Raw genomic sequence first — 22,337 nt, 5'->3', positions numbered from 1 at the left:
CTCTCCGCGGCGGGTCCCGCATCCTCGTCGGGTACGGGACCCGCCACCGGTCACCTCGGATAGCTCACTTCCCTGAGCACGTCGTTCACCGGGGTGGCGCTCACGCCGAGGATCTTCTCGGTCTCGGAGTAGTCGATGACAAACGGGTGGCCGGGTTTGGTGAGTACTTCGTGCATTTCTGCCCAGAACGGCTCGGTGAACGTCAGTAGGGTCAGGTCGCGTTCGGTCATCTCTTCCATCCGCGGTTTCGGTGCATCCGCGAGATCGGCGAGTCGCCCAGCCAAATCCCGCACTGACAACGTCGAGGTGGGTACGTGCCAGGCACGGCCGTACGCCTGCTCATTCCGGCTCGCGGCAACCAGCGTGCGTGCGGTGTCGCCGATCGCCGAGTAACTGTGCGGCACGTCGAGTTCTTGCGGCACCAGGACCAGCCTGCCTTCTATGACCTGCCGCTGCACCATGAGGCTGAACACCGAGACAGCGCCGGCGCCGTAGAACTGGGCGGCCCGTACCTCGGTGACGCTCACCCCTGAGGCCGCGGCCTCCTCCCAAGCCCGCCTTCTGGTCCGCCCCTTGGGACCGGTCGCCGTCAGGGGGAAGTCCGGCGTGATCGGCCCGCTCACCGGCCCGTAGGCGTAAAGGTTGCCGAGCATGACGTACGCGACCCCGGTCCGCTTCGCCGCTGTGAGGAGCGACGCCGACAAGGCCGGAAACTGTTCGGGCCAGCGGTGGTACGGCGGCGCGGCGGTGGTGATCAGTGTGGCCCGCCCCTCCGTCAGCTCGGTGAGCCGATCGGTGTCGGTCGCGTCCGCGGCGACCTTGTCGATGAGGGGGTGGTTAGGCCCGCCGCCTGTCCGGCTGATCATTCGCACCCGCTCGCCGTCTTCGGCAAGAAGAAGAGCAGTCCTCGATGCAGCGGCTCCGCGACCCACGATCACATGAGATTTCATGCCGACAACGGTGCCGCTCTACAGCTCCGTGGAATAGTGGCCACAATGCCAACCATCCGGAGGATCGGGCCATGCATCGCGTCGCCGTAGTCATCGTGCCGCCCGTACTGAGCTTCGATGTCTCGATCCCGCTCATGGTGTTCAACAACGTCGAGCACTATGACGTGCGTGTCTGCACGGCGCGGCCGGGCCCGACGCCGACGGTCGGCGGCCCCGACATCGTGGTGCCGGACGGCCTGGACGCGACGGCGGGCGCCGACACGGTGATGGCCGTGGGTAGCGGCGGTGAGCAGGCGCCCACGGAGGTCCTTGACACCCTACGGAAAGCCGCAGCCACCGGCGCACGAATTGCCTCCCTGTGTACGGGTGCGTTCGTATTGGCCCAGGCCGGCCTGCTCGACGGGCTCCGCGCTACCACCCACTGGGGGCTGGCAGCCGACCTCGCTACCCGATTTCCGTCCATCAATGTGCAGCCCGACCTCCTCTTCGTCGAGGACGGGGGCATCTTCACCTCGGCGGGTGCCGCAGCCGCAATCGACCTGTGCCTGCATCTGATCAGGATCGACTACGGCGCGTCGGCCGCCAACGCGGCCGCGCGCCTAGCGGTCGTCCCTCCCGTGCGGCCGGGCGGCCAGTCCCAGTTCATTGAGACCCCGCTGCCGCCGGAGCGCGGCACTTCACTCGCCCCCACCCGCGTCTGGGTGCTCAAACACCTTGATCGCCCGCTCACGCTGACCGACTTGGCCAATCACGCCAAGACGAGCGTGCGCACCCTCACCCGACGCTTCCACGCAGAGACTGGACTGAGCCCGCTCCAATGGCTGCTGCACCGGCGTATCGACCGGGCCAGAGAGCTGCTGGAGACCACCGAGCTGCCCATGGATCAGGTAGCCGGGAAGAGCGGTCTGGGCAGCGCGGACTCCCTCCGCAAGCACATGGTCGGCCGGGTTGGACTCACTCCCACGGCCTATCGCGCGAGCTTCAACCAGACGCCCGCTGGTACCTCCCGCTGATGTCACCTTCCGGATCGGCAGGGGACCGTCCGGGGAGCCGATGGCCACCGTCGGATCGGTCTCCGGCGTCAGGCCCAAAGAAGCGAGCTGGGCAACCTCGGCCTACGCCGGCACCGGGTGACGGTCGCGGTGCCACACCGGTGCCTACGGTCGCCAGCCGCGCCCGTTGCCGCGGCGCCTTATAGCGCGGCGCGGTACAAGGCTTCGAGGTCGGCTTTGCTGTTTGACCGTGGGTTGCCCGGCCGGTCGATCTGGGTGAGAGCATCTTCTGCGAGTTGAGGGATCGCATCGGCGGGTATGTTGAGCTCGGTGAGCGTGCGCGCGACGCCGATGTCGGCCGCGAGCTCGTGGACCAGCGCCGGGGCGCGCTTGGCGGCCGCGATCGTGGAAAGGCCGGCGGTGGGTTCGCCCAGGGCGACGGCGATGGCTGCGAACTTCGGCGGGTTGGCGGGAACGTTGAATTCCATCACGTATGGCAGAAACAGCGCATTGGCGGTGCCATGATGTACGCCGAAATGACCGCCGAGCGTGTTTGCCAGCGCGTGGACCAGACCGAGTCCAGCATCGTGGAAGCCTGCGCCGGCCATACAGGAAGCGATGAGCATTTCGTACAAGGCCGTGGAGTCACCGGCCACGGCTGGGCGTAGGTGACGGCCGATCGCGCTTATCGCGGCGAGGTTGAGGGCATCCGTGAGCGGGTTGGCGCCCTTGGCGACGTAGCCTTCGATCGCGTGGGTCAACGCGTCCATTCCGGTGCCTGCGGCGATGTGCCCGGGCAGCGAGGCCACCATGCGGGCGTCGAGAACCGCGATTGCCGGAAACATGAAGTCGCTGACGATCACCATCTTGACCTTGGTGCTGCTGTTGGTGATCACAGCTCCCTTGGTGACCTCGCTGCCGGTGCCGACGGTCGTCGGAACCGCGATCACCGGTGCCGCTGGCTTGGCGATCCTGTCGAAGCCTTCGTAGTCGGCGACCTCGCCTCCGTTGGTGGCGAGAACAGCGGCGGCCTTTGACACGTCCATCGCGCTGCCGCCGCCGACCGCGACAAGCACGTCGCTGCTGGAGGCCCGCAGCGCCGATAGACACGCCATGACCTGTTCCACCGTCGGGTTGCCGCCGACGCCGTCGAAGACCACGGTCTCGATGCCCGCCGCGTCCAGTGGCGCCTTGACCAGGTCGACCAGCCCGCTCGCCGCGACGCCAGGATCGGTGACGAGCAACGGCCGCTTGCCGAGGCGCGACACCTCGGTGCCGAGCTGTTCGAGAGCGCCGTCGCCCATCAGAACCTTGGTGGGTGAGGAGAACTGAAGCACCATCACGACCTCCTTGGGGCATTTGTGGCGACCGTGCCACACGCCCGAGCCCAGACGCTACGTTCCCGGGCCGACAGCCGAGAAGGTCCGGGGACAAACATCCGTTTGTCTGTGCCAAACGTCCGGCTGCTGCCAGTGCTCGGCCACGACCGTTTGGCAGCACCAAACGGTCTTCGTCAGTGACGTCTGTCCGAGCCGCCTCGCCGCGATCTATCCTCCTCGCTACGGGACGGACGCATAGGCAGGAGCAACGGCCATGGCTTCCCAAGATCGTAACGAAAATTCCCTGCTTGCGGCCAATAACGGCCGCCCGAGCCCGCGACACGTACAGGCAGTGCTACACGCATGGAGTGTGCTGGATGCGATGGCCGCCGCTGGACGCGATATCGGTGTGAGCGACCTGGCCCGGCGCACCGGACTCACGAAGGCGTCTGTGTACAGCATTTTGACGACGCTGGAGACGCGTCACGTGGTTGTCCGCGACCCGGACACCGCTCGGTATCGGCTGAGTTGGGGGCTATACGTGCTAGGCGCCACAGTCGCTCGGGACTCCGACCTGCTATGGGCAGCACGTCCACTGCTCAACGGACTGGCGGAGGCGACGGGCGAAACCGTACTGCTGGGAATTCTGGACGAGAAGACGGTCCTGCATCTCGATCGCGCCGAAAGTTCGAGTGGCCTGCGGATGGTCGCGAACATCGGGCGCAGGTCTCCGCTGCACGCCACGGCAAGCGGCAAGGTCCTGCTGGCCTGGCAGCCGGAGTCGGTGGTGAATCGGCTGTTGGATGGCGAGTTGCGCCGCTACTCACGCAACACCATCACCGATCCGAAGGAGCTGTTGAACCAGCTCGCGGTGGTTCGGGAGCGCGGTTATGGCGGCAACTGGCAGGAGTACGAAATCGGTTTGTGCTCGATTGCGGTGCCGCTGCACGACCACACCGGCGAAGTCGTCGGCGCACTCACGCTTGCCGGACCGGCGCAGCGGCTGACACCCAGGTCGGTCAAGAGACAGCTGAAGCCGCTGAGCGAGACCGCCGAGAGCATTGAAAAGCGGCTGGGCGCCCGCATTTCGCTGAACGGGAGTGCGGTGCGATGAGTAACACCCCAGTTTCCGAGGACTTTCCCGGCGAGAAAGTCCAACAGGCAGTTCAGTCGGGTCCGGCTGGATCCATGGCGGCCGGTCTGTTCGACCTGTCCGGCAAGCTTGCCCTCGTTACCGGAGGAGCGCGTGGCCTCGGCCGCGTCGCCGCGGAGGCCTTCGCCGCACACGGAGCCAGAGTCGTGCTGCTGGACCGGCTTACCGACCAGGTCCACCGCACAGCCGAAGAACTGTCCGCCGCCGGCTACGAAGCGCACGCGATCGCCGGCGATCTGACCGATGCGGATGTCCGGCGGCGGGTCCGTGCGGCGACCGACAGCCTGGGAAGTCTGGATGTTCTGGTCAACGCCGCCGGGGTGGTGCGCCGGAAGGACATCAGGGACACGACGGTCGAGGACCTGGATTGGCTCTGGGCGGTCAACGTTCGGGGCTTGGTCGCTCTGACGCAGGAGTACCTGCGGGACATGATCGCGCGGCGCCAGGGGAAGATCATCAACCTGGCCTCGCTGGGCAGCCGGATCGGCCTCGAACGGCGGACCGCGTACGCGGTCACGAAGGGCGCGGTGGCTCAGTACACGGTCAGCCTGGCCAGCGAGGTCGGCAAGCACGGCATCTGCGTCAACGCCGTTGCCCCCGGATACGTGGACACCGACATGACGGCCGACTGGCTCTGGGGCGACAAGGACCGTACGGACGCGATGCTCAACCGCATCCCCTTGGGCTACTTCGCCCGTCCCGAGCAGCTCGCCGGGGTGTTCGTCTTCCTCGCCGCTCCCGCGTCGGACTACCTCACGGGCCAGATTGTCGTCGTCGACGGTGGATGGACGAGCCAATGACGCGCCGGGCCACAGCACGATTTTGCAGCGCGGCGGAGGCCGCGGCCTTGATACCGGACGGCGCGACCGTACTGGTCGACGGCTCCGGCGGCGGCGTCAACGAGGCCTCGGCACTGCTCGCCGCGGTCGAGGCTCGATTCCTCGCCGAGCACGCCCCGCGCGACCTGACCCTCGTCCACGTCGCGGGTATGGGCGACGGCGCGGGCGGTGGCATAGACCGGTTCGCGCACCGCGGCCTGGTGCGTCGGGTGATCGGGGGCACTGGGGATGGTCACCGCGCATGCAGGCGATGGCGACGCGCGAGGAGATCGAGGCGTACTGCCTTCCCCAGGGCACGCTGTCGCAGCTGCTGCGCGAGATCGCCGGACACCGCCCCGGCGTGCTCACCCACGTAGGTCTGGGGACGTTCGTGGATCCCCGGCAGGCCGGCGGGCGACTGAACGCGGCCGCGGTCGACCCGATCGTGCATCTCGTCGAGCTGCATGGCCGGCAGTGGATTTTCACGCCGTCGCTGCCGATCGACGTGGCCATCATCCGGGGCAGCGTCGCCGACGACCGGGGCAACATCACGATGGACAAGGAAGGCCTGTTCGCCGAGGCATTGTCCGCCGCCCAAGCAGCGCGCAACAGCGGCGGTATCGTCCTGGCTCAGGTCGGCGAACGCACGAGCGCCGGGTCGCTCGATCCGCGTCGGGTCAAGGTCCCCGGTGTGCTCGTCGACGCCATCGTGGTGGACCCGCATCAGCGACTGTCCGCCGCCACCGCCGACGACCCGTACCTGACCGGGCAGCTCCACGCCGGCGACCTGCCGACCGAGCCGATGCCGTTGACCGTCCGGAAGGTGATCGCGCGGCGCGCCGCCCGCGAGCTCGTCGCGGGCGACGTGGTCAACCTCGGGTTCGGCATGCCCGACGGCGTCGCCGCGGTGCTCGCCGAGGAGCACGTCTCGGACCAGGTGACGTTCACCGTCGAGCAGGGTCACGTCGGGGGCGTGCCCCAGGTGGGAAGCAACTTCGGCCTGTGCCGCAACCCCGACGCCACCCTCGACGCCAGCTACCAGTTCGACTGGTACGACGGCGGCGGTCTGGACGTGGCGATCCTGTCGTTCGCGCAGGTCGACCTGGCCGGAAACGTCAACGTCGGAAAGTTCGACGGCCGGACCCCCGGCGTGGGCGGGTTCATCAACATTTCCCAGGGCGCGCGCCGTCTGGTCTTCGTCGGCACGCTCGCCGCCGGTGGACAGGTGAGCCTGGACGGCAACGGCGGCACCACCATCTCGGCGCCGGGCAAGGCGAAGTTCGTGGGCCAGGTCGACCAGATCAGCTTTTCCGGGCCCGAAGCGGCACGCAGCGGCAAGGACGTGCGCTACGTGACCGAACGCGCCGTATTCAGCCTGACGGATGGGCAACTCACCCTCACCGAGCTCGCTCCGGGCCTGGACCTGGAGCGCGACGTGCTCGCACACATGCACATCCGCCCTCGAATCCACCATCGGGTACGGACCATCGAACCGGCGCTGTTCCGTGCCGGACTCGTCGGCCTGACGCTGGCGAGCTCTCCGGAAAGGCGGTGATGAAGGTGCCGATCTCGACCACCAGGCTCGGCAGCATCCTGCTGGTCACTCTCCAGCGACCGGAACGGGCCAACGCGCTGAGCGACGAACTGATCGGCGCAATCGGCGACCAGATCGACGAGATTGAACGCGACACCGAAACCCGCGCCGTTGTCGTCACCGGCGCCGGAACCACTGCGTTCTGCGCCGGCGCCGACGTGCGGGAGCTTGTCGACCTCGACGAAGCGGCCGCGCGGGCCAAGATGCTGCACGGGCAGAGGGTCTTCCGCCGACTCGAGCTGCTCCCGCTCCCGGTGATCGCCGCCGTCAACGGGCACGCGCTCGGCGGCGGCCTCGAGCTGGCGATGGCGTGCGATCTGCGCATCGCCGCCCGGTCGGCCCGCTTCGGGCAGCCCGAGATCCGGCTCGCCAACGTGCCCGGCTGGGGCGGTACGCAACGGCTCCCGCGCCTGGTCGGTCTCGGTCGGGCCACTGAAATGATCTTCACGGGTGACCTGCTGAGCGCGGAGGAGGCGTGCCGCATCGGCTTGGTGAACCGCGTCGTCGCGGACGAACAGGTCACCTCCGAGGCACTCGCGCTCGCCGAGCGGCTGGCGGCGTACAGCACGGTCGCGCTCGCCGGCGCCAAACACGCGATCCATGTCGGGCTGGATGAAGGAATGACCGCGGGCGAACTGGCGGAGGCGCACGCCGTGGCCACCTGCTGCCAGACGGCCGCTCAGCGTAAAGCAGTCACCGACTTCTTGAACCGGCGTGCCGCGGCGCACAACCACCCCACTGGTTGAACCGAGGAGTAGACGATGCCCCGCTTGACACCCACACCACAGCGAAGAACACCACGGTTGCCCGGCACTACAACCATTTCATCGGCGGATCCTGGGTGGAGCCGACCGGTTCGATACCGCGCCGCGCCCCGGCCACCGGTGAGCTTGTCGCGGAGTTCGGCGCGGGGACGGCGCACGATGTCAACGCCGCCGTCGGCGCCGCCCGTACCGCGTTCGACGAGGGACCGTGGCCGAGGATGAGCGGTCTGTCGCGAGCCGAAGTGTTGCTGCGCCTCGCAGACCTCATCGCCGCCAACGCGTCCCTGTTGGCCAGGCTGGACGCCGAGGAGGTGGGGAAGCCGCTTCGGTTGGCCGAGGGCGACATCGCCGGCGCGGTCGGGCTGACCCGGTACGCCGCCGGACTGGCCACCCAGATGCACGGATCCACGTACACCAACCACGACGCGGACTTCACGGGACTCGTCCTCCGCCAGCCGGCCGGCGTCGCCGGCTTGATCACACCCTGGAACTTCCCGGCGCTGATCCTCTGCCAGAAGCTCCCGTTCGCGCTGGCCGCCGGCTGCACCGTCGTCGTCAAACCGTCGGAGTTCACCAGTAGCAGCACCCTTGAGATCGCCCGGCTCGCGGCCGAGGCAGGGCTACCCGATGGTGTGTTGAACGTCGTCACCGGCGACGGGCAGCCCGGACAGGCGCTGGCCGAGCACACCGCGGTCGACGTGCTGTCGTTCACCGGATCCACCGTCACCGGTCGCAAGGTGCTCGACGCGTCGAAGACCAACCTCAAGCGGGTCTCGCTCGAGCTTGGCGGCAAGGCGGCCAGCATCGTGTTCGACGACGCGGACCTCGACGACGCACTCGACGGCGTCGTGTACGGCGTCTTCTTCAACCAGGGCGAGTGCTGCGTTTCGGCGTCGCGGCTGCTCGTTCAGGAAAGCATCGCCGACGAGTTCCTTGAGAAGGTCGCTGAGGCCGCCGAGCGGTTGCGGGTCGGGCAGCCGTTCGACCCGGCCACCGACGTCGGCGCCATGATCCACCCAGGACACCTGGAGAAGGTGCTCCAGTACGTTTCGGTGGGCGCGCAACAGGGAGCCACTGTCCTCACTGGAGGCCACCGCCTGACTGGCCCCGCCCATGACGACGGGCTTTTCGTCGCGCCCACCGTGCTCGACGGTGTGCGGCCGGACGCACGAGTCTTCCGTGAAGAAATCTTCGGTCCGGTGTTGAGCGTGACCCGGTTTGGTGACGCGGACGAGGCAGTTCGTCTCGCGAACGGCGTGGAGTACGGGCTCGCCAACACGATCTGGTCGAAGGACATCGACAAGGTGCTCGACGTTGGCAAGGCACTGCAAAGCGGCACCGTATACGTCAACACCACGATCGACGGCGCTCCCCAGATGCCATTCGGTGGCTACAAAGCCAGCGGGGTGGGGCGGGAGATGGGCCAGGCCGGATTCGAGGAGTTCACCGAGCTGAAGTCGATCAACATCCGGACCGGAAAGCGGCGAGGCACACTCGGCCTCGGCGCGGGCCCGGCCGCCACCGATTGATCGCCGAGATGACGACGCTGTTGTCCGTACGCGGTGCGGTGAAGCAGTTCGCCGGAGTGCGGGCACTCGACTCCGTAGACCTCGACGTCATCGCCGGCGAGGTCCACTGCCTGCTCGGGCAGAACGGGGCGGGCAAGAGCACGCTGATCAAAGTGCTGGCCGGCGCGCACGAACCGGATTCCGGGGAACTGCTCCTGGACGGCCGACCGGTGCGCATCCCAGACCCGCGCGCGGCTCTGGACCTGGGCATCGTCACCATCTACCAGGAGCTGGATGTCGTACCCGGCCTGCGGGTCTACGAGAACGTGTTTCTGGGACACGAGCTCGCCAGAGCCGGATGGGAACAGCGCCGGCGCATGCGCGCGGCCACAACCGATGCGCTCGTTCGTCTCGGACATCCCGAGATAGCGCCCGACGCCGAGTTGGGTGACCTGTCGCCCGCCGGTCAGCAGGTGGTCTGCATGGCACGTGCGTTGTTGCGCGAGGCGCGTCTGGTCGTGATGGACGAGCCCTCCGCGGCGCTCGCGAGTCACGAGGTCGCGAACCTGTTTCGGGTCATCGGAGAGCTCACGGCCGCGGGCATCGCGGTGATCTACATTACGCACCGGCTCGCCGAGATCCGGCAGATCGGTGACCGGGTGACGGTCCTCAAGGACGGCCGCACCGTGTCGCACGGCCTGGACATCAACGCCACCTCGGACGAGACGCTGGTCCGGCTGATGACCGGTCGAGATGTCGCGAACACATTTCCGCCGCGCCGCGTCGTGGCCGAGAACGCGCCGGAGCTCCTCCGGGTCGAACGGTTGAACCGGGCGGGTTCGTTCGCCGACGTGTCGTTCAGCATCCGCGCCGGGGAGATCGTCGGGCTGGCGGGTCTGGTGGGTTCGGGTCGGTCGGAAATCCTCGGCTCGATCTATGGCGCGATTCACCCCGACTCGGGCGAGGTCACGCTCGACGGCCAGCCCCTGCGGCCGGGTGATCCCGCCATGGCCGTTCGCCGCGGCCTCGGCCTTGCCCCCGAGGAGCGCAAGAGCCAGGCGCTCCTGCTGGACCAGGCGGTCTACCGCAACCTGAGCCTGGCATCGCTCGAACGCTTCGCCACGGCGGGAGTGATGAATCGGCGCCGGGAGATGACGGAAGCGGTGGCGAAAATCCAGTCGTTGGGCGTTCGTCCGACGGAGCCTCGACAGAGCATCAGGCAGCTTTCGGGTGGCAACCAGCAGAAGGTCGTGGTCGGGCGCTGGCTGGTACGTGAATGCCGGGTACTCCTGCTCGACGAGCCGACCCGGGGCGTGGATGTAGGCGCCCGAGCCGACCTGTACGCACTCATCCGCCAGCTCGCGGACACCGGGGTCGGCATCCTGCTCGTCTCGTCCGAGATCCCTGAGGTGCTGGGCCTGGCCGACCGGGTCCTCATCGTGCGGCAGGGCCGCGTGATAGCCGAGTGCGCCGCCGACGAAACCGACGAAGAGCAAGTCCTGTCGCTGCTCATGAAAGGAAGCGCACTGTGAAAACAGCGGAAACCACCGTCGCGCGTGCGCATCCGGCGCTGGTGGCACTCCAGCGCATCAAGCACCGTTCGGTGGCGGTACCGAAGGGACCGGCGCTCGTACTCGTCGTCCTGGTCGTAGTAGGCACGCTGCTGTCTCCTTACTTCGCGACGTGGAGCAACGTGCTCACGATGCTGACGAGTGCGTCAGTCATCGGAATCATCAGCGTGGGGATGACCTTCGTCATCATCTCGGCGGGGATCGACCTGTCGGTCGGGGCCCTCGTGGCGCTGGTGGCCGTTGTAGCGACCATGGACTCGGTCCAGCAAGGCGGCTGGGCGCTGATGATCGCCGTCGCGCTCGCGACCGGCTTGGGAGCCGGACTGGTCAACGGCCTTCTCGTCGCCTACGGCCATCTGGTCCCGTTCATCGCGACGCTGGCGATGCTCGCCTCGGCCCGCGGCGTGGCCGAGCTCATTTCCGGTGGAACGCCGCAGACCTCGTTGGACGAGACGTTCAACCAGATCGGATCGGCGAAGCCTTTCGGCATACCGTTACCCGTCTGGGTGTTCGCCGCCGTGGTCGTCGTCGGCTGGTTCTTGTTGAACCGTACGACCTTCGGCCGCCGCACATTCGCTCTGGGCGGCAACCGCGAGGCGACCCGCCTGGCAGGGATCAAAATCCGTAAGCACATCCTGATCCTCTACACGCTCTCGGGCCTGACAGCGGCGATCGCCTCGGTACTGCTCACCGCACGCCTGACCTCGGGCTCGAATGCCGTCGGCACCCTCTACGAGCTCGACGCGATCGCTGCCGTCATCATCGGCGGGACGCTGCTGGCCGGAGGCCGGGGAACGATCGCAGGGTCGGTTCTCGGCGTGCTCATCTTCACGGTGATAACGAACATCTTCGTGCTCAAGAACCTGGAAACCGACGTCCAGAACATTGCCAAGGGCGTGATCATCGCTGGCGCGGTTCTCCTCCAACGACGCAGACAAAACGCCCCTGAGAGAGCTCAGGGTCACCACAACGAGCAAAGGAACGACGGATATGACAACTTCAGTCGAACGAACGGTTGGGCGGTTAGCGACAAGGCGGGCGATGCTCGCCGGGTCGGCGGCCCTAGGTGCGGCCGCGTTGGTGTCGGCGTGCACCAGTGACGATGGTGACGCAGGACCGAAGGCCGGTAGCGGCGACTCGACCACACTCGGCAAGCACGTGACGATCGGGTTCTCCTCACCGGGCGCCGATCATGGTTGGGTCGCCGAGATCGGCAAGAACGCGAAGAAGGCCGCCGCGAAATGGGCAGACGTCGAGTTGCTCCTGACCGAGTCCAACGCGACCTCGGCCGAGCAGGTGGCGCAGGTCGAGACGCTGATCAACCGCAAGCCCGACGTCTTGGTCATTCTTCCGCAGGAAGGACAGGCGCTGACCGCGGTCGCTCGGCGGGCGATGGACGCCGGCATCCCGGTGATAAACCTGGATCGCATCTTCGACTCGCCGCTGGCCTACCGCACCTGGGTCGGTGGGGACAACTACGGAATGGGTGCCGCGGCTGGCGAATTCATCGGCAAGACGCTCAAGGCGGGCAACGTCGTGGAGATTCAAGGGATCTCCGGGCTCCAGCTCACCAAGGAGCGCAGCCAGGGCTTCGCCGACGCACTCAAGAAGTACCCGGACGTGAAGCTGGTGGCGCAGCAGGCCGCCAACTTCACGCCGGACACGGGTGAGAAGGTCATGTCGCAGATCCTGCAAGGTCAACCGAAGATCGACGCCGTATGGACCCACGACGACGACCAGGGCGTGGGCGTCGAGGCGGCGATCCGCAACGCCGGATGGCAGGACCGGATGTTCCTCGTCGGTGGCGGAGGCACGCGTGCGGTGATGACGAAGATCAAAGCCGAAAACCTGTGGAAGGGGACCGCGCTCTATCTGCCGACCATGTCTGGCACGGCGGTCAACATCGCCAGGCTGATCGCACAAGGACGCGGGCTCGAGGAAGCCTGGGAGTTGGAGATGCCCAACTACATCCAGCTGAGGTCGGCCGTCGTCGACAAGACCAACGTCGACAAGTACCTGGAGTTCTCGTTCTGATGGAATTGTCTGACACCGGGGCCGGTCTTCCGGCCCCGGGCGGGGGCCAGACTCCGGCCCGGAGCCGGAACCCGATTCGGTGGGGCGTCATCGGGTGGGCCGACATCGCGCGCCGGGCCTTTGTCCCGGCTCTCGCCGCATCAGCTTCGGGTCGCCTGGTCGCCGTCGCGTCGCAGCGTGCCGACGCCGGCGAGATTCGCCGCCACCTTCTCGATGGGCCCAGAGTGCACGCCGGTGCCGGTGCATACGAGGCGCTGCTCGGGTCCGATGACGTCGACGCCGTTTACATCGCGGTCGCCAATCATCATCACGCGACGCTGATCGCGGCTGCCGCCGCGGCGGGCAAGCATGTCCTGTGCGAGAAGCCCATGGCTACAAGTGCCGCCGAGGCCACCGGCGCAGCCGAGCGCTGTGCCTCGGCGGGAGTCGTGCTGATGGAAGCGATGATGGCGCGGTTCAACCCCCAGCATGAACGCGTGCGCCAACTGATCGCGTCAGGAGCGGTCGGCCGACCCCGCCTGTTCCGCGCGAGCTTCACCGTCAGCCTCCCGGAACCCGAAAACAACATCCGGTTCCTGTCATCGCCGGGAAGCGGTGCGCTGTTCGACGTGGGCATCTACCCGATCAGCGCGGCCAGGTGGATATTCGGCAGCGAGCCCTTGGAGGTCAAGGCCGTCACTGTCGAGCTGCCCGGAACCGGCGCCGACGAGCTGAGCACCATTCTCCTGCGGTTCCCGGATGAGCGGCTCGCGGTGATCGACTGCGGGCTTACGGTCACGCCGCGCAACACTTATGAGGTCGCGGGGACCACCGGTTCGATCTCGGTGACCCGCCCGTTCGCGTCCCCGCCGTTCGTGCCGGCCGAGCCGGCGCTCGAGCTCAGACTGATGCGCGCGGGTGAAGTGGAGATCGAGCGGTTCGCGGATCTCGACCAGTACGCACTTCAACTGGCGGCGTTTCATCGCGCGGTCACGGGTGAGAGCCCGTTGGCGTACCCACCCGAGGAATCCATCCACACACTGCGCATCATCGATGCCTGTAGGACGGGCGTCTACGATTCGGCGACGCCCGTCCTTACCGACCGCTGAAAGACGGCGGGCCGGTTCTCACAAAAGCCCAGCGGTCCTCATCGCAGCGATTACCGCGTCCCGGTCCGGTGCGGAAAGCGGCATGAGCGGCGGCCGTACCACTGTCGAGTCGATGACTCCGAGCGCGGCAAGGCCTTCCTTGATTCGTGCCCGAGAGTCGCGCATCGGTGGTCCATACAAGGTCGCAGCCAACAGCTGCACCGATTCTGCGTTCAACTTCGCCGCCTCATCGAACGCATGGGACTTGACGAGATCCAACAGCGTGACGGTCATCCGTGCGGCCAGCGCCGCAAAGCCGAGCAAGGCGCCGTCGGCCCCCAGCAGAAACGACTCGTGGATGAAGTTGTCGCATCCGGACAGGAAGCCCACCGGCCGGCCCGCCGCGCGCACCGCGTCCCTGCTCTGGATGTAGGTCACGGGGTTGAACGATGCTTCCTTGATTGCGTCTATGAGGCCCTCGTCGATGAGGTGTTTGATGGTGCCGGTGTCCAGAACGGAGCCTCCGAGGTCAGCTGCCAAGTTGAAACCGATCAGTGGCAGCCCGATGCCGCGTATCGGTTCGAAGTACCGCAGGACCATGTCTGTGGGCAGCGGCTGACCGAGAAACGACGGTGGATTGAACACCAGCAAGCCGTCCGCGCCCGCGTCACGCAGTTGCGAAGCGAGCGTGACCGCGTCGGAGGTCCGGGCGCAGATCAAGCCGGAAATGACAGGCAGTCGCCCGCCCACGGCCTCTCGCGCGGCGGCGACCACCTGGGCGCGTTCGTCGCTCGTCAGGTGCGCACCTTCGGCCGTGTCCGCATTCACGACAACGCCCGTCACCCCCTGCGGCTCAAGCCACGCCAGATAAGAGCGCAGCGCGGCCAGGTCGATTTCCATGTCGGCACTCATCGGTACGGGGACGGAGGCGATGACACCGTCATACGAGGGTTTTGGCACGTCCGGACGCTCCTATGTGGTCAGTAAGAATGGCGTAGGCAAGAGCTAATGCGGCCCACCGGCAAATCGTAGGCATGAGAACAGTTGCCGGCCCATACCACCGGGCGCGATTGTGTTCGGCAACGCCAAACACAATGTGGCAACCCAAGGCCTCCACCACGACCCGGTCCATCCGCGGCCTGGCGGAGGCGGCTCCGACGGCAACAGCGCCGGCATCCCTTGAGCCGGCCCTCGCCATTTTCTTGAGATGGATATTTGCCCCGGTCCGCGTCAGTCGCTGACCGTATGCTCCCGCGGGCACCGTGCAGGTCGGCGGCTCGCTGGCGCTCGCCGAGATCCCCGACCTGCACTGCCGAGTCCGCGGTCCAAGCCCAGCCGTCGAGCGAGGTCAAGGTTGGGCCTGATCAGGCCGCAGACCTTCCTTGATCGGCACAGCGGCGCTGTATCCCGCCGCGTCCGTGGCGAAAAATTGCCCCCGCAAGGGCAACAGATCGCCACGGACGACCAGAGCACTCACCGATCAAGGCCATACCCCCTGCGGCAAGGCCGGCCATCCGCGACCAGCGCAACGGGCGGCGCGCGCCCGGCGATGATCGGGGACCAAAGGTCACGATTCGACCAGCTCAGGTCAGCGCACGCGGCAGATGGGCATGTGTGCCGCGCTGTCGAAGGCCATGCTGCTGAAATAGCGCCAGCCCTACCCACATCGCCTTCCCCACCGCCGGCCATGCCGGCCAGGGGGACGCGGCCTGCGGTCGCGGCTGGGTCACTGGTGAAGGTCACAGATGCGAGCGCGCCGCCGGCCATGTCAGCGGGCACCGGGTGAAGGTCGAGATTTCGAATCGTGCGCGATAAACCCGAGGCGGCGTCGCCGATCGACCCGCGATAATGGCCGGCGTGGAAGAGGTCAAGGTCGTCGTCGCCCATGACGAGCGGGCGACCCTGCGTGTCGGTGATGTGTTCCTGAAAATCGACGCTGATCAGACACGCACCGACGTCGAGGTCGAAGCGATGGCCCTGGCGCCGATCCCGACCCCGCAGGTCCTATGGCGCAAGCCGCCCGTGCTCGCGCTCGTCGCCCTGCCCGGGATGGCACTTGGCCGCCTCGGCGAGCCGTCGCCCGCGTCGTCGGCGGCTTGGGCCGCGGCCGGTGCGGCCGCACGGGCGCTGCACGACGCGCCCCTGCCACCATGGCCCGGCCGGCGCCTCGACGAGCTCGCATCCCGCCTCGACGGCGAATGCGAATGGCTCGTCACGAACGGTGTCCTTCCCCCCGACCTGGTCACCCGTAACCGTGAGGTTGCCGAGGCAGCGCTACGGCCGTGGAAACCCGTGTTCATCCACGGCGACCTACAGATCACCCACGTGTTCGTCGACGACGACAAGATCACCGGCGTGATCGACTGGTCCGAGGCCGCCCAAGGCGACGCCCACTACGACCTCGCCGTCCTGACGCTCGGACACGAGGAGCACCTTGACGACGTGGTCACCGGCTACGGCACCGATGTCGACCTCGACGTGATCCGCGGATGGTGGTCGTGGCGCAGCCTGGTGGCGGCCCGCTGGCTGGTCGAGCACGGCTTCGACCCATCCCTGCCCGGCTGCGAGTTCGACGTGCTGAGATCCCGGATGTGAGGCCGCAGCGGTTGCTAAAAGCCTTTGTGGAGCGTGTCGGGCGGGCTCAGGTCGATCGGGTTGGGGCCGGTCAGTACGCCACCCTCTACGGGCAGGGTGTGTCCGGTGATCCACGCGGCGTCGTCGGAGCCGAGGAACGCGACCGCTGCGGCGATGTCCTCTGGCTCGCCGACGCGGCCGAGTGGGTACATCGATTTGAGCCTCTCCAGCGCGTCCGGCTGGGAGTCCCAATTCGGTGTCCGGACGGTGCCGGGGCGACGACGTTGAAGCGCACGCCGAGCGGCCCGTACCGGGCGGCGTAGTTCTGCGACATCGCGATCTGGCCGGCTTTCGCCGCGGCGTACTCCACGTTGCCGAAGGCCGCGATGCCGTTTACCGAGCTGATCGTGACGACGTTGCCGCGAGTCTTCACCAGGTGTGGGATGGCCGCCTGGATGCAACGGGCGGCGCCGACGAGGGTGAAGTCGAGCTGACGGTGCCAGTCCTCGGCTGAGGTGTCCTCGGGCACCGAGGTGACGATGCAGCCGCCCGCGTTGTTCACCAACAGATCGAGCCGGCCAAACCGCCCAACCGCCGCGGCGACCGCGGCGTCGACGTCGCCGCGTGAGGTGACATCGACCTTGACCCCGAGCGCAAGCTCCGCACCGACCTCCTCAGCCAGCGCCGCGGCCGCGTCCTCCCGCAGGTCCGTGACGACCACCGCACCGCCCTCAGCGGCGACCCGCCGCACGACGGCCTGCCCGATCCCCTGCGCCGCCGCCGTGACGAGCGCGACCTTGCCCTCGAATCGCCGCATCACCACTCCCCAGAATCTTTGCCGCCATTCTCCCCGCGATCGCCAGCGTCGATGTATAGCTCCACCGGGCCAGTCAAGCAGGCGCCGGCCAAGACTTCACCCGGCGGGTCCGCACGCCGACCACGCCCTCAAATGCCGATGAGCGCGCATCCGGTACTGCCGATCTCTGCGCCGGGTGCGGGATCGGCCGTGGCTCCGCGACGAGGGCCAGCGCGTTGCGTGCCGCGACCTCGCGGCCTTTCGTTTTGACCGTACTGCGCCGAACCAGCCAAGCGAGCGGGTCGCGCCCGTGACAACGAGCGCGACCCGACGCGCCACGGTTAGTACAAGCCGTGGAAGGCGACCGCCATCCGCGCCCTCTCGATCGGATTGCCGACGCCGTCCTGCGTGAAGGTCGACAGTTCGCCGTTCATGTCACATGACCTGTAGTAGTCACAGTACATGTAGGTCTTCCGCCCGTTGTCAAAGCGGAAGTTCGAGTGAACATCGACGGGGTTCCAGCCGAATTGATTCCAGTGGTAGACGAGCTTATGGCCATAGCTCGGGCGATTGCGGGCGATGGCGCTGCTCGAATGGACGACGCCATCATCCTCGATCCCGACCAACGTCCAGTCCGTCCCGCTCGACGCCTGAGCGTTTTCGTTGAGCCAGTTGAGCGTCGGCGCGTCCCCACGCATTTCAGCGCACTGCACGGTGGAATGCTGACAAGCGCCCGGGACAGTCACGCCGTTCCATGGAGTAGCGATCGCGACGACGTCATCGACGTACAGGTACGGCGGGAAGGCTGGATCACCCCTCTGCACGCCGGTAATCGCCGCGTTCGCCACGAGTCCGCCCATCGAATGGGCGACGACGTCCACCGCCACGTTGTGTGACGAGAAGCGGTAGAAGATATCCCAGGCAAACACCGAGCCGAGGGTCTTGATGGTGTCCTCCCGGTCGCCGTTCTGGTCTTTGACCCGACAGTTGCGGGCGTGGCTGTAATAGCAGTAGGTCCACGTCTGCCCGAAGGCGCCGGTCAGGTTGCCCGGGCCACCGGGACCTGCCGAAACTGTGCCATCGTGTTGCCCCAGTACTGTTCGCCGTCCGGCCCGTCTGTACTCGAGTCGTAGCCGTGCAGGAAATACACGGGCTGGATGAGGTTGGAGTTCGGCGACTTGGTCGGGGCATTCGGCATGCCGTGGAACCACACCTGGTCGGCGAAGCTGTTGTCGCACTTCACCTGCCGGGCGTCGGCGTTGTTGACCCGCATGACCAGGCACAGGTCGCTGTACCGGTTCCTGAGCTGGAAGCCGTTGGGGGCCCACGTCTTCTTCCAGTGCTGGTCGGCGAAGCCCGCGCATGGGAAGACCAAAGCGCGGGACTCCCCGGCCTTGCCCTGGACCACCAGGCACCGAGGGGTGGCGCCGGCGGGCGTGTTCGCGTTCTGAATCTCGAACCAGCCCTCGCCCACATCGACGAACCGCCAGTGCTGATCGGCGAATTGCAGATAGCACTGGGCCTTGTTCACCCAGACGTTGCCACTGCCCTGCGCAACCGCACAGCCGCTGCCGACCCGGGTGGCGAGCGGGTAGGCGAGGTTGTCGTCCGCGGCGTTCGCGGCGGGCGCCTTGAGCGCCATTGTGCGCGCTGCCGGAGCTGTCACGGGCGTCGTGGCGCCGACCGGCTTCGCCGCCATCGCGGAAGGTCCGGGGACGAGCATGCAGAGCAGCAGGCCGAAGACCAAAGCCAGGGATACCCGGGTGGAACGTCGTTTCATGCGTCGCTCCTGTCTATGTCAACGGGTCGACAGCACGACCCGCGGACACCATGCTCGGGGCCCGGCGGCTCCCGGCGACACGTCGCGAACCCGCCGTTGACCCGCCATTGACCCGCCATCCCCCGTCGCCGACGGCCGAACGGCCCGGTAGCCACAGCGGACACTGTCCACTGTGGCTACCGAGGGTTTGCGCGCTGGCGTGTTGCCTGGTCAGAGCCTGCCGACGTTTAACGTCCCAGACTGCGGCTGAAAGAGCCCTTGAACGTGGGGTGGCTGGCTCAGGTCGCGGACAGCGCGCCGGTGACGAGCCCGGCCGCCAGTAGCAGGCCGAGCGCGACTCGGTATCCGGCGAACACCACGATCGAGTGCCTGGAGACGTAGCGCAGCAGCCAGGCGATCGAGGCGTACGCGACGACGAAGCTGACGACCGCGCCAAGGGCGGTCGGCCCCCAGCCGACGGTCGATGCCACGTCGTCGCGGGCCGAGAAGGCTTCGAGGATGCCCGCCGCGGTCAGTGCGGGGATGCCGAGGAAGAACGACATCCGGGTGGCGGTCACCCGGTCGAGGCCGCGCAGCAGGCCGGCCGAGATGGTGGCGCCGGAACGGGAGACACCGGGGATCAGCGCGACGCACTGGACCAGCCCGATGACGATGCCGTCTTTGCCGGTGACGTCACGTTCCTTGCGCGCCTGGCGGGCGACCCGTTCGGCGAACACCATGACCAGCGACCACAGCAGCAGCCCGGCCGTGACCCACCACAGGCTTCGTAGCGTGGACTCGATGACGCTCTTGGCGGCCAGCCCCACCACGGCGATCGGGATGGAGCCGAGCACCACCGCGACCGACAGCCGCCAGGCGGGCTGCTCCCGTCCGGCCGCGCTGGCCAGGCCGGTCACGAACGCCACGACGATGCGGACGATGTCACGCCAGAAGTAGATGATGGCCGCGACGATGGCCCCGACCTGGATGATCGCCGTGTACGCGGTGACTCCGAGGTCGTCGGTCTTGAGGTGCATCAGGTTCTCGGTGATCGTCAGGTGCCCGGTCGACGACACCGGAAGGAACTCGGTCAAGCCTTCGACGACGCCGAGGACAATCGTCTGCCACCACTGCACAGCCTCACCCCGCACCTATCCGCATCGTCACAAGGTGGCGTGGGATAGCTGAGAGGAGCCTTAAGCGCGGCGGTCTCCACCAGCGAATCCTCAGGTTTGCCGCTCTACGCTGCGGTTATGGCAGAGCGGGCCAGGTGGTGGTCGCGGCTGGGCGGGGTACGGCTGAGGTCGGCGCTCGCCGCCGCGTGCGTTGTCGCGGTGGCCGTCGTGGTCGCCGGCCTGATCTTCGTGGCCACCGCCAGGTCGACGCTCACCGACAACGTCGACGCGGCGGCCGCCCTGCGCGCCGACGAGGCCGCCGTCGCGCTCCAGGCCGGCGAGGACCCGCTCGAGGAGGTCCGCCCGGACCCGAACGACCAGGCCTTGATCCAGATCCTCGACCCGTCCGGCGCGGTGATCGCCGCCTCGCCCGAGCTGGCCGCCGTGCCGCCGATAACCGCGCAACGCCCCGCGCCGGGACAGCGCCGCTTCGAGGAGCGGACGATCCCGGTCAGCGACGACGATCCGTTCCGGATCCTCTCCCAAGGCGTAGCCACGAGCGGGGGCGACCGGATCGTGGTGGTCGCCCAGTCGCGGCGGCCGATCAACGAGAGCATCGAGCTCGTGACCCGGTCCCTGCTGGTCGGGATGCCGCTGCTGGTGCTGGTGGTGGGTCTGGCGACGTTCGTGTTCGTGGGCCGGTCGCTGCGGCCGGTGGAGTCGATCCGCCGCCGGGTGGCCACGATCACCGGCCGGGACCTGCACGCCCGGGTGCCGGTGCCGGCTGCGCGGGACGAGGTGGCCGCCCTGGCCGAGACGATGAACGGGATGCTGGACCGGCTCGAGTCCGCCGCCGACGCCCAGCGCCGCTTCGTCGCCGACGCCAGTCACGAGCTGCGCAGCCCGCTGGCGACCATCCAGGTCGGCCTCGACCTGCTGCTCGCCGCCGACTCCGCGCACCGCACCCAGCTGCAACGGATGCGGGGCGAGGCGGAGCGGCTCGGCCGGCTGGTCGGCGACCTGCTGCTGCTGGCCCGCGTCGACGAGCACGGCCTCACCCTGCGCCGGGCCGACGTGGACCTGGACGACATCGCGTACCGCGAGCGGGACCGCCTGATCGCCCAGCACCCGCACCTGGCGGTGCACGCCCGGATCGATCCGGTGCGGATCGGCGCCGACGCCCACCAACTCGAGCGGGCGGTCCGCAACATCGTCGACAACGCCGCCCGCCACGCCCGCTCCCGCATCACGATCGTGGTACGAGCCGCGCGCGGTTCGGCCTACCTCCTCGTCGGCGATGACGGCCCGGGGGTACCGCCCGCACAGCGGCAGCGGATCTTCGACCGGTTCGTACGCCTCGACGACGCCCGCACCCGCGGCGACGGCGGCTCCGGGCTCGGCCTACCGATCGCGCGGGAGATCGTGACCGCGCACGGCGGTGACATCACCGTGACCGGCGAGGTGCCCGGCCTCGACCACGGCGGCGGGGCGGTGCTCCAGATCCGGCTACCGCTACCGGCCGCCGAAGCCGATCACACCAGGTAGATGGTCAGCCGCCGTCGGGGGCGAGGCGGTAGCCAGCGCCGCGTACGGTCTGGATCGCGGTCCGGCCGAACGGCTGGTCGATCTTCTTGCGCAGGTAGCTGACGTAGACCTCGACGATGTTGGGGTCGCCGTCGAAGTTCATGTCCCACACGTTGTCGATGATCGACCGCTTGGACACCACGTCGCCACGGTGCCGCATCAGCAGCTCCAGCAGCGCGAACTCCCGCGCGGTCACCTTCACGTCCCGGCCGGACCGGGTGACCTGCCGCCGTGCCGGGTCGACGACCAGGTCGCCGGCGGTCAGCACGGCCGGACGCTCCGGGGCGCCGCGCCGGGCCAGCGCGCGCAGCCGAGCGACCAGCACCACGAACGAGAACGGCTTGATCAGGTAGTCGTCGGCGCCCAGGTCGAGCGCGTCGGCCTGGTCGTACTCGCCGTCCTTCGCGGTCAGCATCAGCACCGGCGTCCACACCTTGCGGTCACGCAGGCGGCGGCAGACCTCGTAGCCGCTCAGGCCGGGCAACATGAGGTCGAGCACCACCACGTCGTACGGATGCTCGGTCGCCGCCCACAGCCCGTCCGGCCCGGTGTGCACGACGTCGACCGCGAAGCCCTCCCCCACCAGACCCTCACGCACGGTCTCGGCCAGGCTGACCTCGTCCTCGACCACGAGTACCCGCATCGCACCTCCTGCCCCGGCTACCCGCCAGCCTGCCAGGCCGGGCACGGCGATGCCGACAGGACCGGCGGTCACCTGGGCGCGGGGACGGCCACCGTG

The 22,337-nt window shown here is 67.9% G+C and carries 19 protein-coding genes and 1 pseudogene; 12 read left to right on the top strand and 8 right to left on the bottom strand.

The genetic code is table 11. The features are described from left to right. Positions 1 to 50 precede the first annotated feature (50 nt). A complete protein-coding gene (locus Pflav_RS08170; protein ID WP_173035020.1) occupies positions 51 to 938 on the bottom strand; it encodes an NAD-dependent epimerase/dehydratase family protein in 888 nt (295 codons plus the stop codon). Between the two features lie 83 nt (positions 939 to 1,021). Here Pflav_RS08170 and Pflav_RS08165 point away from each other — a divergent pair, with 83 nt between their 5' ends. Next, positions 1,022 to 1,963 (top strand): GlxA family transcriptional regulator, encoded by a 942-nt coding sequence (locus Pflav_RS08165; RefSeq protein ID WP_173035018.1) that lies wholly within the window; start codon positions 1,022 to 1,024, stop codon positions 1,961 to 1,963. Between the two features lie 179 nt (positions 1,964 to 2,142). On the opposite strand, the gene Pflav_RS08160 is transcribed toward Pflav_RS08165, so the two are convergent. Beyond that, a complete protein-coding gene (locus Pflav_RS08160; protein WP_173035016.1) occupies positions 2,143 to 3,282 on the bottom strand; it encodes an iron-containing alcohol dehydrogenase in 1,140 nt (379 codons plus the stop codon). Between the two features lie 253 nt (positions 3,283 to 3,535). Between Pflav_RS08160 and Pflav_RS08155 the strand changes: the two genes are divergently transcribed. From Pflav_RS08155 to Pflav_RS08115, 9 genes are all read left to right on the top strand, one after another. Beyond that, complete coding sequence (locus Pflav_RS08155; protein ID WP_269474473.1) at positions 3,536 to 4,375, top strand: IclR family transcriptional regulator; 840 nt, start codon at positions 3,536 to 3,538, stop codon at positions 4,373 to 4,375. A gap of 74 nt (positions 4,376 to 4,449) precedes the next feature. After that, positions 4,450 to 5,214: an SDR family NAD(P)-dependent oxidoreductase gene (locus Pflav_RS08150; protein WP_173035012.1), complete on the top strand. Its 765-nt coding sequence runs from the start codon at positions 4,450 to 4,452 to the stop codon at positions 5,212 to 5,214. 280 nt (positions 5,215 to 5,494) lie between these two features. Beyond that, positions 5,495 to 6,787 carry a CoA-transferase gene (locus Pflav_RS08145; protein WP_232071085.1) on the top strand — a complete coding sequence of 431 codons (1,293 nt, stop codon included), beginning with the start codon at positions 5,495 to 5,497 and terminating at the stop codon, positions 6,785 to 6,787. A gap of 5 nt (positions 6,788 to 6,792) precedes the next feature. Further along, positions 6,793 to 7,572: an enoyl-CoA hydratase/isomerase family protein gene (locus tag Pflav_RS08140; protein ID WP_173035010.1), complete on the top strand. Its 780-nt coding sequence runs from the start codon at positions 6,793 to 6,795 to the stop codon at positions 7,570 to 7,572. 95 nt (positions 7,573 to 7,667) lie between these two features. Next, entirely contained in the window at positions 7,668 to 9,119 is a 1,452-nt protein-coding gene (locus Pflav_RS08135; protein WP_197938206.1) for an aldehyde dehydrogenase family protein, read from the top strand. Positions 9,120 to 9,127: 8 nt separating this feature from the next. After that, positions 9,128 to 10,630, top strand: a complete 1,503-nt coding sequence (locus Pflav_RS08130; RefSeq protein WP_173035006.1) for a sugar ABC transporter ATP-binding protein — start codon at positions 9,128 to 9,130, stop codon at positions 10,628 to 10,630. Beyond that, positions 10,627 to 11,769 carry an ABC transporter permease gene (locus Pflav_RS08125; protein ID WP_232071083.1) on the top strand — a complete coding sequence of 381 codons (1,143 nt, stop codon included), beginning with the start codon at positions 10,627 to 10,629 and terminating at the stop codon, positions 11,767 to 11,769. Before Pflav_RS08130 ends, Pflav_RS08125 begins: the two co-directional genes overlap by 4 nt. Before the next feature lie 58 nt (positions 11,770 to 11,827). Further along, a complete protein-coding gene (locus Pflav_RS08120) occupies positions 11,828 to 12,703 on the top strand; it encodes a substrate-binding domain-containing protein (RefSeq protein ID WP_232071081.1) in 876 nt (291 codons plus the stop codon). Continuing rightward, positions 12,703 to 13,791 (top strand): Gfo/Idh/MocA family protein, encoded by a 1,089-nt coding sequence (locus Pflav_RS08115; RefSeq protein ID WP_173035002.1) that lies wholly within the window; start codon positions 12,703 to 12,705, stop codon positions 13,789 to 13,791. The genes Pflav_RS08120 and Pflav_RS08115 overlap by 1 nt, the downstream gene beginning before the upstream one ends. A gap of 18 nt (positions 13,792 to 13,809) precedes the next feature. Here Pflav_RS08115 and Pflav_RS08110 read toward each other — a convergent pair whose 3' ends face one another. Beyond that, positions 13,810 to 14,730 carry a dihydrodipicolinate synthase family protein gene (locus tag Pflav_RS08110; protein ID WP_269474471.1) on the bottom strand — a complete coding sequence of 307 codons (921 nt, stop codon included), beginning with the start codon at positions 14,728 to 14,730 and terminating at the stop codon, positions 13,810 to 13,812. Positions 14,731 to 15,618: 888 nt separating this feature from the next. Here Pflav_RS08110 and Pflav_RS08105 point away from each other — a divergent pair. Then, positions 15,619 to 16,365: an aminoglycoside phosphotransferase family protein gene (locus tag Pflav_RS08105; RefSeq protein ID WP_173034998.1), complete on the top strand. Its 747-nt coding sequence runs from the start codon at positions 15,619 to 15,621 to the stop codon at positions 16,363 to 16,365. Positions 16,366 to 16,379: 14 nt separating this feature from the next. Here the strand turns inward: Pflav_RS08105 and Pflav_RS08100 are convergent. The 4 genes and pseudogenes from Pflav_RS08100 to Pflav_RS08085 all read right to left on the bottom strand — a co-directional run bounded on the left by Pflav_RS08100 (position 16,380) and on the right by Pflav_RS08085 (position 20,050). Continuing rightward, positions 16,380 to 17,161: pseudogene (locus Pflav_RS08100) on the bottom strand (SDR family NAD(P)-dependent oxidoreductase). Positions 17,162 to 17,481: 320 nt separating this feature from the next. Further along, positions 17,482 to 18,069: an alpha/beta hydrolase gene (locus Pflav_RS08095; RefSeq protein ID WP_173034996.1), complete on the bottom strand. Its 588-nt coding sequence runs from the start codon at positions 18,067 to 18,069 to the stop codon at positions 17,482 to 17,484. Positions 18,070 to 18,179: 110 nt separating this feature from the next. Beyond that, positions 18,180 to 18,920, bottom strand: a complete 741-nt coding sequence (locus tag Pflav_RS08090; RefSeq protein WP_173034995.1) for an RICIN domain-containing protein — start codon at positions 18,918 to 18,920, stop codon at positions 18,180 to 18,182. A gap of 278 nt (positions 18,921 to 19,198) precedes the next feature. Further along, on the bottom strand, positions 19,199 to 20,050 hold the full coding sequence (locus Pflav_RS08085; protein ID WP_232071077.1) for an undecaprenyl-diphosphate phosphatase: 852 nt from the start codon (positions 20,048 to 20,050) through the stop codon (positions 19,199 to 19,201). A 102-nt stretch (positions 20,051 to 20,152) separates the two neighbouring features. On the opposite strand from Pflav_RS08085, the gene Pflav_RS08080 reads away from it, so the two are divergent. After that, complete coding sequence (locus Pflav_RS08080) at positions 20,153 to 21,559, top strand: sensor histidine kinase (protein WP_173034993.1); 1,407 nt, start codon at positions 20,153 to 20,155, stop codon at positions 21,557 to 21,559. Positions 21,560 to 21,563: 4 nt separating this feature from the next. Here the strand turns inward: Pflav_RS08080 and Pflav_RS08075 are convergent, their stop codons facing one another. After that, entirely contained in the window at positions 21,564 to 22,241 is a 678-nt protein-coding gene (locus Pflav_RS08075) for a response regulator transcription factor (protein ID WP_173034991.1), read from the bottom strand. Between the last annotated feature and the right edge of the window lie 96 nt (positions 22,242 to 22,337).

This window comes from Phytohabitans flavus (genome assembly GCF_011764545.1).
Classification (GTDB): Bacteria; Actinomycetota; Actinomycetes; order Mycobacteriales; family Micromonosporaceae; genus Phytohabitans; species Phytohabitans flavus.
Note: the sequence above shows the minus strand (reverse complement) of the source record. Positions and strands in the feature narration are given on the sequence as shown.

What these genes read in the sequence shown, in the direction of transcription:
- Pflav_RS08165 (WP_173035018.1), top strand. Translation starts at nt 1,022, where the DNA reads ATGCATCGCGTCGCCGTAGTCATCGTGCCGCCCGTACTGAGCTTCGAT.
- Pflav_RS08160 (WP_173035016.1), bottom strand. Translation starts at nt 3,282, where the DNA reads ATGGTGCTTCAGTTCTCCTCACCCACCAAGGTTCTGATGGGCGACGGC.
- Pflav_RS08155 (WP_269474473.1), top strand. Translation starts at nt 3,536, where the DNA reads ATGGCTTCCCAAGATCGTAACGAAAATTCCCTGCTTGCGGCCAATAAC.
- Pflav_RS08150 (WP_173035012.1), top strand. Translation starts at nt 4,450, where the DNA reads ATGGCGGCCGGTCTGTTCGACCTGTCCGGCAAGCTTGCCCTCGTTACC.
- Pflav_RS08145 (WP_232071085.1), top strand. Translation starts at nt 5,495, where the DNA reads ATGCAGGCGATGGCGACGCGCGAGGAGATCGAGGCGTACTGCCTTCCC.
- Pflav_RS08130 (WP_173035006.1), top strand. Translation starts at nt 9,128, where the DNA reads ATGACGACGCTGTTGTCCGTACGCGGTGCGGTGAAGCAGTTCGCCGGA.
- Pflav_RS08115 (WP_173035002.1), top strand. Translation starts at nt 12,703, where the DNA reads ATGGAATTGTCTGACACCGGGGCCGGTCTTCCGGCCCCGGGCGGGGGC.
- Pflav_RS08105 (WP_173034998.1), top strand. Translation starts at nt 15,619, where the DNA reads ATGGCCGGCGTGGAAGAGGTCAAGGTCGTCGTCGCCCATGACGAGCGG.
- Pflav_RS08090 (WP_173034995.1), bottom strand. Translation starts at nt 18,920, where the DNA reads ATGAAACGACGTTCCACCCGGGTATCCCTGGCTTTGGTCTTCGGCCTG.
- Pflav_RS08080 (WP_173034993.1), top strand. Translation starts at nt 20,153, where the DNA reads ATGGCAGAGCGGGCCAGGTGGTGGTCGCGGCTGGGCGGGGTACGGCTG.
- Pflav_RS08075 (WP_173034991.1), bottom strand. Translation starts at nt 22,241, where the DNA reads ATGCGGGTACTCGTGGTCGAGGACGAGGTCAGCCTGGCCGAGACCGTG.